A 12,464-nucleotide genomic window follows, 5' to 3' on the forward strand; every position below is an offset into this window, starting at 1 on the left:
CGGTTAGTCGTCTGTATAACCCAGGCTGCGCAACGCACGTTCGTCGTCCGCCCAGCCCGATTTCACTTTGACCCACAGTTCAAGGTGGACTTTCGCCTCGAACATCTCTTCCATGTCTTTACGCGCTTCGATACCGATGGTTTTGATCTTGGCACCTTTGTTGCCAATCACCATCTTCTTCTGCCCTTCGCGCTCGACCAGAATCAAACCGTTGATGTCATAGCCACCGCGCTCGTTTGAGACGAACTGCTCAATCTCCACGGTAACCGAATACGGCAACTCGGCGCCGAGGAAGCGCATCAGTTTTTCACGGATGATTTCTGAAGCCATGAAACGCTGCGAGCGATCGGTGATGTAGTCTTCCGGGAAGTGGTGATCCGACAGCGGCAGGCGCTTGCGGGCAATCTCCGCAATCGCATCGACATTTTTACCGGTTTCGGCGGAGATCGGCACGATCTCAAGGAAATTCATCTGCTGGCTGAGGAACTGCAGGTGCGGCAGCAGGATGCTTTTATCCTGGATGTTGTCGACTTTGTTCACCGCCAGCACCACCGGTACTTTGCCGTCACGCAGCTTGTTGAGCACCATCTCATCGTCGGGCGTCCAGCGCGTGCCTTCCACGACAAAAATCACCAGCTCAACGTCGCCGATGGAGCTGCTGGCAGCACGGTTCATCAGGCGGTTGATCGCCCGCTTCTCTTCCATGTGCAGCCCGGGTGTATCCACGTAGATCGCCTGGTAAGCGCCTTCGGTATGAATACCCATGATGCGGTGGCGCGTGGTTTGCGGTTTGCGCGAGGTGATCGACACCTTCTGCCCCAGCAGCTGGTTCAGTAAGGTGGATTTGCCGACGTTAGGCCGGCCGACAATCGCGATAAAGCCGCTGTATGTTTCGAGTTCGCTCATTCGGGTCCTGATTGGGCAGCCTCACTGCTGAAGCTGCGAAATGACAATTTATTCGAGGCCAAGTTTGATCAATGCCTGTTCGGCAGCGGCCTGCTCTGCTTTACGGCGGCTGGAGCCCACGCCCACCACCGGTTCAGCCATCCCACTCACCTGACAGTGAATGGTGAATTCCTGATCGTGCGCTTCGCCACGCACCTGCACCACCAGATAAGACGGCAGCGGCAGATGACGGCCCTGCAGATACTCCTGCAGGCGCGTTTTCGGATCTTTTTGCTTATCGCCCGGGCTGATCTGCTCAAGGCGATTCTGATACCAGTCGAGAATCAGCTTCTCGACCGTCTGAATATTGCTGTCGAGGAAGATGCCGCCGATCAGCGCTTCCACGGTATCCGCGAGAATAGATTCCCGGCGGAACCCGCCGCTTTTCAGCTCGCCCGGTCCCAGACGCAGACATTCGCCCAGCTCAAACTCGCGCGCCATTTCGGCCAGCGTGTTGCCGCGTACCAGCGTGGCACGCATGCGGCTCATGTCGCCTTCGTCCACGCGCGGGAAGCGGTGATACAGCGCGTTGGCAATCACATAGCTGAGGATAGAATCGCCAAGAAATTCAAGACGCTCGTTATGTTTGCTGCTGGCGCTGCGGTGAGTCAGAGCCTGCTGCAGTAATTCCGGATGAGTAAAAGTGTAGCCCAGTTTGCGCTGCAGCTTGTTAATGAGGATGGGGTTCATGCGATTCCAGTTGTTCTGTGCGTCTGTAACTCTGCATACCAAACAGGGCTGAAGTTCCAGCACGTTCTGTTTGGTGTGCAGTGGCTCCCTGACTCGCAGGAAGCCAACCGTTTTTAAATCAGTGAATACCGCCAATGCGACTCAGTCGCACGCCGGTCGGCCACTGTCCTTCCTGTTTCTCAAAGCTCATCCAGATAGCAACCGCTTTGCCGACCAGATTCTTCTCGGGCACAAAGCCCCAGTAGCGGCTGTCGGCGCTGTTATCACGGTTATCGCCCATCATGAAGTATTGCCCCTGCGGCACAATCCACGTGGCCTGAGGCTGACCCGGCTGCTGATAATACATGCTCGCCTGGCTCTGCGCCTCGTTCACCAGCAGGATATCGTGCGTGACATTGCCCAGCGTCTCTTTGCGCGTGCCAAGACGCAGGCCGCCACGCAGCGTTTCGCCCTGCGGCACCTGGTAGAAACCGTTGCCGGTTTCGTTACCATCAAAGCCGCTGAAGGTCTGGATGAAATCGCTTGGCTCAACATTGGTATAGGTCACCGGCAGCGCCGTGTCACACTTGCCCGTGCCGCAGCCTGGGTTGATGGTCAGCGTTTTGCTGTAAGGATCAAACACCACTTTGTCGCCCGGCAAGCCGATCACGCGCTTGATGTAATCCACGCTTGGATCTTTCGGGTATTTAAACACCGCGACGTCACCGCGCTGCGGATGGCCGGTCGGGATCAGCGTGGTTTGCGTGATCGGATCTTTGATGCCGTAAGCAAATTTCTCAACCAGGATGAAGTCGCCAATCAGCAGCGTTGGCATCATCGAGCCAGAAGGAATCTGAAACGGTTCGAAGATAAACGAACGCACGATCAGTACCACCGCCAGCACCGGGAACACCGATGCCGCAGTTTCTACCCAGCCCGGCTGCGCGGCCACTTTGGCCAGCGTTTTGCTGTCGAGCGAATCACCTGCCTGAGCCTGTGCCGCCGCCTGTTTTGCCCGGCGCGCCGGGGCCCACTTAAAGCGATCGATACACCAGATGATGCCGGTTAACAGAGTGGCAATCACCAGAATCAGGGCGAACATGTTAGCCATTAAAGTTCCTTATTTGCTGTCTTTACCGACATGCAGAATGGCAAGGAATGCTTCCTGCGGCAGCTCAACGTTGCCGACCTGCTTCATTCGCTTCTTACCTTCTTTCTGCTTCTGCAACAGCTTTTTCTTACGGCTGACGTCACCGCCATAGCATTTCGCCAGGACGTTTTTACGCAGCTGCTTCACTGTTGAGCGAGCGATAATGTGGTTGCCGATTGCTGCCTGAATCGCAATATCGAACTGCTGGCGCGGGATCAGATCTTTCATCTTCTCCACTAGCTCGCGGCCACGATACTGTGAGTTATCACGGTGAGTAATCAGCGCCAGCGCATCAACACGTTCTGAGTTAATCAGGACGTCAACGCGCACCATGTCAGAGGCCTGGAAACGTTTGAAGTTATAGTCCAGCGACGCATAGCCACGCGACGTTGATTTCAGACGGTCGAAGAAGTCGAGTACCACTTCGGCCATCGGAATCTCATAGGTCAGCGCAACCTGGTTGCCGTGGTAAACCATGTTGGTCTGTACACCGCGTTTTTCGATACACAGCGTGATGACGTTGCCGAGGAACTCCTGCGGCAGCAGCATATGACACTCAGCGATCGGTTCGCGCAGTTCAGCAATATTATTCAGCGGCGGCAGCTTCGATGGGCTGTCGACGTAAACCACTTCTCCGTCAGTGGTTTCCACTTCGTACACAACCGTTGGCGCGGTGGTGATCAGGTCGAGATCGTACTCACGCTCCAGACGCTCCTGGATGATCTCCATGTGCAGCAGGCCGAGGAAGCCACAGCGGAAGCCAAAGCCCAGCGCGGTAGAGCTCTCTGGCTCATAGAACAGTGAGGCGTCGTTCAGGCTCAGCTTGCCCAATGCATCACGGAAAGCTTCGTAGTCGTCAGAGCTTACCGGGAACAGACCGGCATACACCTGTGGCTTCACTTTTTTAAAGCCCGGCAGCGCTTTGTCCGCTGGATTGCGCTGCAGCGTCAGGGTATCGCCCACCGGCGCGCCGAGGATGTCTTTGATGGCACACACCAGCCAGCCTACCTCGCCACACTTCAGCTCGGTACGGTCAATTTGTTTTGGCGTGAAAATGCCGAGGCGGTCAGCGTTGTACACCTGGCCGGTACTCATCACTTTGACTTTGTCACCTTTGCGCAGCGTGCCGTTTTTAATACGGATCAGCGAGACCACACCGAGGTAGTTATCAAACCATGAGTCGATGATCAGCGCCTGCAGCGGGCCTTCCGGATCGCCTTCCGGCGGCGGAATGTCGCGCACCAGACGTTCCAGCACATCCGGCACGCCGACGCCGGTTTTCGCCGAGCAGCGCACCGCATCCGCGGCGTCAATGCCGACGATATCTTCAATCTCTTCCGCCACGCGCTCCGGGTCAGCCGCAGGCAGGTCGATCTTGTTCAGTACCGGTACCACTTCCAGATCCATTTCCATGGCGGTATAGCAGTTCGCCAGGGTCTGCGCTTCAACGCCCTGACCTGCATCAACCACCAGCAATGCCCCTTCACAGGCCGCCAGCGAGCGGGAAACTTCATAAGAGAAGTCAACGTGGCCTGGGGTGTCGATAAAATTGAGCTGGTAAGTTTCACCGTTTGGCGCGTGGTAATCGAGCGTAACGCTCTGCGCTTTAATGGTGATGCCGCGCTCGCGCTCCAGATCCATCGAATCCAGAACCTGCGCCGCCATCTCACGATCGCTCAGGCCACCGCAAATCTGAATCAAACGGTCAGAGAGCGTTGATTTGCCATGGTCAATGTGAGCGATAATGGAGAAATTTCGTATGTGCTTCATTTATATGAATATCTTCACGTAGAAAATCAGTTAAAAACGTGAGCACAGACACATTCAGGCAAGTGAGCTTTACCCGGAACCCTGTCGGCCTCATTAATGACGACGCATATTACACTGTTAACGCCGCGCGTTAAAGAATGGAACTGCGGGGAATCGCAACAGAATTCAGCGATTAAGACGAAATGAAAAGGCCGCGCAATACGCGGCCCGAACGGGGATCAACTCTGGTTTTCCACCCGTAGCGCATCAGGCGGGAGCGCAACGCTAAGAATTACCGGCTGGAACGCTTCACGATCGCCAAACCGGCTGGAAACGCCTTTGGCAACAATAAAGCCGCCGACGCCGCCCAGCAGCGCACCGCAGGCGGCCGCGAGGTCGCTGTGGAACAGCATCTGGAACAGGCCCGCGACCAGAAACAGACCAAACAGCGGTGTCATATACACCAGCAGCGCAGAACCGAGCAGGCTGCTTTCGCGAATGCCCAGCTCAATGCGCTGGCCCGGCTGCAGCGGCTCCGGACTGGCGATGGTCATGACATGGGCGTTTTTCGGTCCCAGCTGGTTGAGCGCATGGCTGCCGCAGCCTTTGCGCGCTGAACAACTGTTGCAGGAGGTTTTAGCTTCCGAATGCAGGGTTGCAACACCCTTTTCCCACGCCACCACGGTGGCCCATTCTCTCATCATTTTGTGGCACCTGAATCTATGCTGTCCGCGATACGTTTGGCGGTGTTCGGCGGCAATTCGCCCACCACGGTAATTTCACGATTATCGCGCACTTCGGTCTGCACCGTACGACGCCCAGTGCGCAATGACTGTGGCGAACTGCTTTTATCGGCAGGCGTAATGTTAATAGCGAAACTGAACAAGCCATCGCTGTACAGACGGGATTCTACGGTTTTGTTCATCGCCGGAATGTCACGCCGGCTTTGCGAAATCAGCTTCATGCCGGCCGGTAACCAGCCTGGCTGCCAGCTGAGCTGCACTTTGTCGCCTGCCGGTAACGACAGCGACGGCGGCAGGTTGGCTTTTTCCAGCCCCTGCATCAGATTGCGTACGCCTTCGTCGACGGCAAAACTGATCACGCGGAACTGCTCCAGCGTCTCACCATCGCGATCCAGCAAATCAATCCGCAGCGGCAGTTTGGTATCGACGTCCAGCCACACCACGTAGCTGTAGCGAGTGCCGTCACGCGACACGATGCGCACCACTTCGCACATCTGGTCGGCCATGCGTGAGCGCCCTACCGGAATAAAATCGTAGGCATCGCCAAGGCGCGGGAAGTCAGCGAACATCAGCGCCGGCAGCGCATCAATAATGTGGTTGCCCGGCAGCGAGAACGGGTCGAGACCCGGTTCGAAATAGCTGATGTCGTTGCCGCGCTGGATCACCTCACGGCGCGGACCGTCCATCTGCAATAGCTGAGCGAACACGCGATTGTCGATGACCGCATGGCGGTAACGCAGGGATTCAATGCCCAGACGCGAGACATTGATATAGGCGAATTCGTAATTCAGATTCTGGCTGGCCTGCTCCATCTGCTGTAACAACGCCCCGGACGCAGATGTCTGCGCCGGGGCGGTAGATGACCAAAGCAGGCTGCCTGCCAACAGGCTAACGGCACACCAAAGCTGCTTCATTACTGCTGTTGAGTTCCTAACGACTGAGTTCCGGGAACGTTAGCCTGCGCCTGTTGCGGCGCATTGCTTTCAAACTGCACCTGATCGGCATGCAGACGGCGTTGCAGTTCGTAATCCTGCAGCATGGCATTCACGCGACGACGCTGCTCCTGCACCTGCTGATTCGAGCTGTTGGTGTCAAAAGCATCAGACGGCACGCCCAGGCTGACCGGGGACGCTTTGCCCATCATCGGTAAAGTGTTGAACGCTGGCGCATCGGAGGTTTCCGTAGCGCTGCCCGCAGACGAGCTGTTGTAGTGCTGCACACCGACGATCACCGCCAGCGACACACAGGCGGCAACCCCAACCTGCGTAACCTGGGCAACCCAGCTGCCACCGCGACGCCAGAACGGCATTTTCTGCCAGCGCGACGGCTCCGGCTGCGCTTCCGGGATCAGCGAAGTCACTTTGCGCACCGGCTCGTTTTCGATCGCGGCAGCAACGCGTGCGGAGATATCAAAATGCAGCACTTCACCCACATCGCCCCGCAGGGTGTCGCGGATCAGATGGTAGCTCTCCCAGCTTTTTTGTAGATCTGCATCCTTTGATAACGACGCCAGCAGCTCGTTATCTAAAGTTTCACCATCCATTAAAGCGGAAAGTTTTTCTTTCTGCATGCTTTGGTACCCTTCCAGTAGCCGTTATCACTGACGTTGGATAAGCGGTTGAACTTTATTATCAATGGCTTCCCGGGCCCGGAAGATACGTGAACGTACGGTACCTACCGGACAATCCATGATGGCGGCGATCTCTTCGTAACTCAGACCATCCAGCTCCCGCAGGGTGATGGCCATACGCAGATCTTCAGGCAACGCCTCAATCGTCCGAAAAACAATTTGTTTCAGTTCGTCTGACAACATTAAGTTCTCAGGGTTCGAAATTTCTTTTAGCGCACCCGCACTTTCGAAATTTTCTGCGTCAATCGCGTCCACATCGCTGGACGGCGGACGACGCCCCTGAGCCACCAGATAATTCTTCGCGGTGTTGACCGCAATGCGGTACAGCCACGTGTAAAAGGCGCTATCACCCCGGAACGACTCCAGTGCGCGATACGCTTTGATGAAAGATTCCTGAACCACATCAGGCACATCGCCTGACGGGACATAACGTGAAACCAGGCTCGCCACTTTATGCTGGTATCGGATCACCAGTAAATTAAATGACTTTTGATCTCCTTTCTGAACCCGCTCAACGAGAACCTGATCCGTTAACTGCTCGCTCATCCGAGGTAATGTCTCCCCAAATCTCTTTTATGCGTAAGTGAACTGCCAGCACATCTCATTTATTGTGAGCAAGCATGCGCTTAGAGTCCCGTTCTGGCCTGAAGTTCACCACGACCTGATATTTTCTGTACCGGCGCCCTGACATCGTTGTTGTTGATGGTCTTTCAGTGTAGCGACTAACCGCACTGGTGGTGTCGTTGGCGGCACCGATAATCGCTGGCAGAGTACCTTATGACGCCGCATTTTTCACCTTTATTCCCTGAATTTTCAGCGTGTTTGGTATAAAAAACACTAATCGCTTATTTTCAGACATAACTTACTGAAATCGCATTACAATCTGGTTATTGCGCGTCATTTTTCTGCGTTTTTTGTTCAAAATACTTCACACCAGCCGCAGACAGGCCTATGCTCAGGGCATCTTTTGTTTAGTAAATTAAACACCATGAATCCGATACCCGATTACAGCTGTGATGTACTGATTGTCGGCAGCGGCGCGGCTGGCTTGTCACTGGCGCTGCGTCTGGCACCGCACTATCAGGTGACCGTGCTGAGTAAAGCGCAGATTAGCGAAGGCTCCACGCTGTATGCGCAGGGCGGGATTGCCGCGGTGTTTGATGAGAACGACAGCATTGAATCGCACGTTGAAGACACGCTGATTGCCGGCGCTGGCCTGTGCGATCGCCAGACGGTGAATTTTATCGCCAGCAACGCGCGCCCGTGCGTGCAGTGGCTGATCGATAACGGCGTGGCGTTTGATCGCGAGCCACAGGATAACGGCAATGCGCGCTACCACCTGACGCGCGAAGGCGGTCACAGCCACCGCCGTATTTTACACAGTGCCGACGCCACCGGGCGCGCGGTGGAAACCACGCTGGTCAGCCAGGCGCTGAGCCATCCGAACATTCGCGTCATTGAGCGCACCAACGCGGTGGATTTAATTCTTTCCGATAAGATTGGCCTGCCCGGCGCGCGGCGCGTGGTGGGCGCGTGGATCTGGAACCGCAATCGTGAACAGGTTGAAACCTGCCGCGCCCGCTGCGTGGTGCTGGCCACCGGCGGTGCGGCGAAGGTGTATCAGTACACCACCAATCCGGACGTCGCGTCCGGCGACGGCATCGCCATGGCATGGCGTGCCGGCTGTCGCGTGGCCAATCTTGAATTTAACCAGTTTCATCCCACCTGCCTGTTTCATCCGCAGGCGCAAAACTTTTTACTGACCGAAGCGCTGCGCGGCGAAGGTGCCTGGCTGCTGCGCCCGGACGGTTCACGCTTTATGCCGGATTTCGATGCGCGCGCCGAGCTGGCACCGCGCGATATCGTGGCGCGCGCGATCGATCACGAAATGAAGCGGCTGGGCGTCGACTGCATGTATCTCGATATCAGCCATCAGCCAGCCAGCTTTGTGCGCACCCACTTTCCGATGATCTATGACAAGCTGCTGACGTTTGGCCTCGATCTGACGCAGCAGCCGATTCCGATTGTGCCCGCCGCCCATTACACCTGCGGCGGCGTGATGGTCGATCAGCACGGGCGCACCGACGTCGACGGGCTGTATGCGATTGGCGAAGTGAGCTACACCGGCCTGCACGGAGCTAACCGCATGGCATCGAATTCGCTGCTTGAATGTCTGGTGTATGGCTGGTCGGCGGCCGAAGACATTGTGCGCCGTCTGCCGCAAATGCGTGCCGTCGATCATCTGCCGGCATGGGATGAAAGCCGCGTCGACGATGCCGACGAACGCGTGGTGATCCAGCACAACTGGCATGAGCTGCGGCTGTTAATGTGGGATTACATGGGCATCGTGCGCACCACCAAGCGGCTGGAGCGCGCGCTGCGCCGCATTACGCTGCTGCAGCAGGAGATTGATGAATACTATGCGCATTTCCGCCTCTCCAATAATCTGCTGGAACTGCGCAATCTGGTGCAGGTGGCGGAGCTGATGGTGCGCTGCGCGCTGGCGCGCAAAGAGAGCCGCGGGCTGCACTTCACCCGCGACTATCCGCAGATGCTGCCCGAAGCGCTGCCTACGGTGCTGCAGCCGGACGTTCAGCGGAACAGGTAGAAGTCAGTCACCAGGCTCAGCCAGTCCGCCGAATAACTTTTATCTTCATCACGAATGGCGAGACGCTCCTGCACGAGTTCGCCTGCGGCAGGTGAAAAGCCCAGTACCAGTCGGTTCGGCGGTCGCTGCGCGTAAGGTGCCACATCGTAGCGATAACGCAGATGCCAGCCTTCGGCGCGCGCCAGTGCGATCAGATTTTCGCCGGCATCCGCGGGCAGCACCACGCAAAACAGCCCCTCTTCTTCAATCAGCTGGGCGGCGCAGCGCAGCAAAGTGGCATGATCGAGCGTCGCCGTGCTGCGCGCGGTGTCGCGCTCGACGCTGGCCGAGGCCATGCCCGGCGCAAAGAACGGCGGGTTGCTGACGATCAGGGAATAGCGCTTCTCTGCCTGCTCGCTCCAGCTGACAATATCCTGCGCATGCACCGCAATGCGATGCGCCCACGGCGAATCAGCCACGTTTTGCTGCGCCTGCGCGGCGGCGCTGCGCTCGAGTTCGACGGCATCAATGCTGACGTCATCCGGCGTGCGCTGCGCCAGCATCAGCGCAATCAGACCGCTGCCGCAGCCGATATCCAGAATGCGCCGCACGCCTGCCACCGGCGCCCAGGCCCCGAGCAGCACCCCGTCGGTGCCGACCTTCATGGCACAGCGATCGTGCGCGACAAAAAATTGCTTAAACGTGAATCCATCTTTTCTTAACATCGCCCGCGCTGGCGGTTGCGGCTGAGACATACTAAACGACCATTGAATTTGCTCCTGCCGGAAGTGTAACGTGGTCGCGAAGTGAATTCACCTTCACCTGTGCAACACAAACAGATGAAGATTGTGGCTGAACTGTCTATAATCAGCGCCCCAAACTGAGGTAGACCATGACCGTAACCACATTCTCCGAACTCGAACTCGACGAAAGCCTGCTGGAAGCCCTGCAGGATAAAGGCTTCACGCGCCCGACTGCCATTCAGGCTGAGGCCATTCCTGCCGCGCTGGAAGGCCGTGACGTTCTGGGTTCGGCACCAACCGGAACGGGGAAAACCGCAGCCTACCTGCTGCCCGCTTTACAGCACCTGCTCGATTTCCCGCGTAAAAAATCAGGGCCGCCGCGCATTCTGATCCTCACGCCGACGCGCGAACTGGCGATGCAGGTTGCCGACCAGGCGCGCGAGCTGGCCAAACATACCCATCTCGATATCGCCACCATCACCGGCGGCGTGGCCTATATGAACCACGCGGAAGTGTTCAGTGAAAATCAGGACATCGTGGTCGCGACCACCGGCCGTCTGCTGCAGTACATCAAAGAAGAGAACTTTGACTGCCGTGCGGTAGAAACGCTGATTCTGGACGAAGCCGACCGCATGCTGGACATGGGCTTTGCGCAGGATATCGAGACCATTGCCGGTGAAACGCGCTGGCGCAAACAGACGCTGCTGTTCTCGGCCACGCTGGAAGGCGATAACATCAAAGATTTCGCCGAGCGCCTGCTGAACGATCCGGTAGCGATTGAAGCCGATCCAAGCAAAAGCGAGCGCAAAAAGATTCAGCAGTGGTATTACCGCGCCGACAACCTTGAGCACAAAACCAAACTGCTGGTGCATCTGCTAAAGCAGCCGGAAGTGAAGCGTGCCATCGTGTTCGTACGCAAACGTGAGCGCCTGCATGAGCTGGTGACCTGGATGCACGAAGCCGGCCTGCGCAGCAGCTACCTCGAAGGCGAAATGGTACAGGCTAACCGTAACGAAGCGATAAAACGCCTGAATGACGGTCGCGTTAACGTGCTGGTCGCGACCGATGTCGCCGCGCGCGGTATCGACATTGATAACGTCACCCACGTCATCAACTATGACTTACCGCGCACCGCCGATGTCTATCTGCACCGCATTGGCCGTACCGGCCGCGCCGGACGCAAAGGTACCGCAATCTCGCTGGTAGAAGCACATGACCATCCGCTGCTGGGTAAAATCAGCCGCTACGTCAACGAGCCACTGAAATCGCGCGTAATCGATGAGCTGCGTCCGGAAACGCGTGCACCGAGTGCTAAAGTCACCGGTAAACCGTCGAAAAAAGCGCTTGAGAAGCGTAAAGAGAAGAAAGCGAAAGAAGACGAGAAACCACGCGTGAAGAAACGTCACCGCGATACCAAAAATATCGGTAAACGCCGCAAGCCAAGCGGCAGCAGCACGCCGGAGAACGGTGCGGAATAAAACAGCATCGGTGCAATTAAATCGCCTCACTGAGGCGATTTTTTGCTTTCTGGCCTGCTGAAATCACGCTTTCGCTGCGTAAAATCCTTCAGCCTGCCCTCTTCCCTCTTCAGGAAATAAAAAAGCCGCGCCAGTGAGCACCGGCGCGGCCTGTGTTGCTGTGTGCGTTTTCGTCAGCCGATCACTTACAGGCTTTCGGTAAAGGTACGGGCGATAACGTCACGCTGCTGTTCTGGCGTCAGCGCGTTGAAGCGCACTGCGTAGCCTGACACGCGAATGGTCAGCTGCGGATATCTTTCCGGATGCTTCACCGCATCTTCCAGCGTTTCACGGCGCAGCACGTTAACGTTAAGGTGCTGACCACCTTCAACGCGCACCTGCGGTTTCTGCTCCAGTGGAATTTCACGGTAAGCAATTTCGCCCAGGTCGCTGACTGCAACAACCTGATCTTCCGTGAAATCACCTTTTGCGCACAGGCAGCGGGCTTCGGCTTTCTCATTGTCCAGCAGCCAGAACGAGTTCAGCAGCTGCGGATTTTGCGCCTGAGTAATTTGAATACCGGTAATCATAAAGGCCTCCAGGGCTTAATGCTGCGGCAGGAGCGCAGCGCGGTTCTTCGGGTTATGTAATGCTCTGGTATATCACCGCGCTGAACGGCTCGTTTTGACCTGTATCAATTTCGTCCGGCCCGGATTTTTGCCTTTAATCTAATAAATTGATTTATAACAACATTTATCATTAACTTTTTCTGCAATTGTTCAACTTATTTT

The 12,464-nt window shown here is 56.5% G+C and carries 12 protein-coding genes; 2 read left to right on the top strand and 10 right to left on the bottom strand.

Going from position 1 to position 12,464, the window contains the following annotated elements; all coding sequences use genetic code 11:
• Positions 1-3 precede the first annotated feature (3 nt).
• From era to rpoE, 8 genes are all read right to left on the bottom strand, one after another.
• A complete protein-coding gene (gene era, locus MXF20_RS20900) occupies positions 4-906 on the bottom strand; it encodes a GTPase Era (protein ID WP_058758278.1) in 903 nt (300 codons plus the stop codon).
• Between the two features lie 48 nt (positions 907-954).
• Positions 955-1,635, bottom strand: a complete 681-nt coding sequence (gene rnc / locus MXF20_RS20905) for a ribonuclease III (RefSeq protein WP_021506523.1) — start codon at positions 1,633-1,635, stop codon at positions 955-957.
• 118 nt (positions 1,636-1,753) lie between these two features.
• Positions 1,754-2,725, bottom strand: coding sequence for a signal peptidase I (gene lepB, locus MXF20_RS20910; protein WP_325971240.1), 972 nt, complete (start codon positions 2,723-2,725; stop codon positions 1,754-1,756).
• Positions 2,726-2,734: 9 nt separating this feature from the next.
• Positions 2,735-4,534, bottom strand: coding sequence for a translation elongation factor 4 (gene lepA, locus MXF20_RS20915; RefSeq protein ID WP_325971241.1), 1,800 nt, complete (start codon positions 4,532-4,534; stop codon positions 2,735-2,737).
• A gap of 218 nt (positions 4,535-4,752) precedes the next feature.
• Positions 4,753-5,217 (bottom strand): SoxR-reducing system protein RseC, encoded by a 465-nt coding sequence (rseC, locus tag MXF20_RS20920; protein WP_264240171.1) that lies wholly within the window; start codon positions 5,215-5,217, stop codon positions 4,753-4,755.
• Positions 5,214-6,170: a sigma-E factor regulatory protein RseB gene (rseB, locus tag MXF20_RS20925; RefSeq protein ID WP_325971242.1), complete on the bottom strand. Its 957-nt coding sequence runs from the start codon at positions 6,168-6,170 to the stop codon at positions 5,214-5,216. The genes rseC and rseB overlap by 4 nt, the downstream gene beginning before the upstream one ends.
• On the bottom strand, positions 6,170-6,826 hold the full coding sequence (gene rseA, locus MXF20_RS20930) for an anti-sigma-E factor RseA (RefSeq protein WP_325971244.1): 657 nt from the start codon (positions 6,824-6,826) through the stop codon (positions 6,170-6,172). The genes rseB and rseA overlap by 1 nt, the downstream gene beginning before the upstream one ends.
• A gap of 27 nt (positions 6,827-6,853) precedes the next feature.
• On the bottom strand, positions 6,854-7,432 hold the full coding sequence (gene rpoE, locus MXF20_RS20935) for an RNA polymerase sigma factor RpoE (RefSeq protein WP_010617748.1): 579 nt from the start codon (positions 7,430-7,432) through the stop codon (positions 6,854-6,856).
• A 442-nt stretch (positions 7,433-7,874) separates the two neighbouring features.
• Here rpoE and nadB point away from each other — a divergent pair, with 442 nt between their 5' ends.
• Positions 7,875-9,494 (top strand): L-aspartate oxidase, encoded by a 1,620-nt coding sequence (gene nadB, locus MXF20_RS20940; protein WP_325971286.1) that lies wholly within the window; start codon positions 7,875-7,877, stop codon positions 9,492-9,494.
• Here nadB and trmN read toward each other — a convergent pair.
• On the bottom strand, positions 9,479-10,228 hold the full coding sequence (gene trmN / locus MXF20_RS20945) for a tRNA(1)(Val) (adenine(37)-N(6))-methyltransferase TrmN (RefSeq protein WP_325971246.1): 750 nt from the start codon (positions 10,226-10,228) through the stop codon (positions 9,479-9,481). The two genes, nadB and trmN, sit on opposite strands and share 16 nt — an antisense overlap.
• 137 nt (positions 10,229-10,365) lie before the next feature.
• Between trmN and srmB the strand changes: the two genes are divergently transcribed.
• Positions 10,366-11,694: an ATP-dependent RNA helicase SrmB gene (srmB, locus tag MXF20_RS20950; protein WP_325971248.1), complete on the top strand. Its 1,329-nt coding sequence runs from the start codon at positions 10,366-10,368 to the stop codon at positions 11,692-11,694.
• A gap of 185 nt (positions 11,695-11,879) precedes the next feature.
• On the opposite strand, the gene grcA is transcribed toward srmB, so the two are convergent.
• Positions 11,880-12,263, bottom strand: a complete 384-nt coding sequence (gene grcA / locus MXF20_RS20955) for an autonomous glycyl radical cofactor GrcA (protein ID WP_238561634.1) — start codon at positions 12,261-12,263, stop codon at positions 11,880-11,882.
• Positions 12,264-12,464: the final 201 nt, after the last annotated feature.

The organism is Pantoea dispersa, from assembly GCF_035783935.1.
Lineage (GTDB): Bacteria > Pseudomonadota > Gammaproteobacteria > Enterobacterales > Enterobacteriaceae > Pantoea > Pantoea dispersa_C.

Excerpts from the sequence above, each read along its gene's own strand:
- lepB (WP_325971240.1), bottom strand. The coding sequence starts at position 2,725 with ATGGCTAACATGTTCGCCCTGATTCTGGTGATTGCCACTCTGTTAACC.
- grcA (WP_238561634.1), bottom strand. The coding sequence starts at position 12,263 with ATGATTACCGGTATTCAAATTACTCAGGCGCAAAATCCGCAGCTGCTG.
- rnc (WP_021506523.1), bottom strand. The coding sequence starts at position 1,635 with ATGAACCCCATCCTCATTAACAAGCTGCAGCGCAAACTGGGCTACACT.
- era (WP_058758278.1), bottom strand. The coding sequence starts at position 906 with ATGAGCGAACTCGAAACATACAGCGGCTTTATCGCGATTGTCGGCCGG.
- nadB (WP_325971286.1), top strand. The coding sequence starts at position 7,875 with ATGAATCCGATACCCGATTACAGCTGTGATGTACTGATTGTCGGCAGC.
- lepA (WP_325971241.1), bottom strand. The coding sequence starts at position 4,534 with ATGAAGCACATACGAAATTTCTCCATTATCGCTCACATTGACCATGGC.
- rpoE (WP_010617748.1), bottom strand. The coding sequence starts at position 7,432 with ATGAGCGAGCAGTTAACGGATCAGGTTCTCGTTGAGCGGGTTCAGAAA.
- rseA (WP_325971244.1), bottom strand. The coding sequence starts at position 6,826 with ATGCAGAAAGAAAAACTTTCCGCTTTAATGGATGGTGAAACTTTAGAT.
- srmB (WP_325971248.1), top strand. The coding sequence starts at position 10,366 with ATGACCGTAACCACATTCTCCGAACTCGAACTCGACGAAAGCCTGCTG.
- rseB (WP_325971242.1), bottom strand. The coding sequence starts at position 6,170 with ATGAAGCAGCTTTGGTGTGCCGTTAGCCTGTTGGCAGGCAGCCTGCTT.
- rseC (WP_264240171.1), bottom strand. The coding sequence starts at position 5,217 with ATGATGAGAGAATGGGCCACCGTGGTGGCGTGGGAAAAGGGTGTTGCA.
- trmN (WP_325971246.1), bottom strand. The coding sequence starts at position 10,228 with ATGTCTCAGCCGCAACCGCCAGCGCGGGCGATGTTAAGAAAAGATGGA.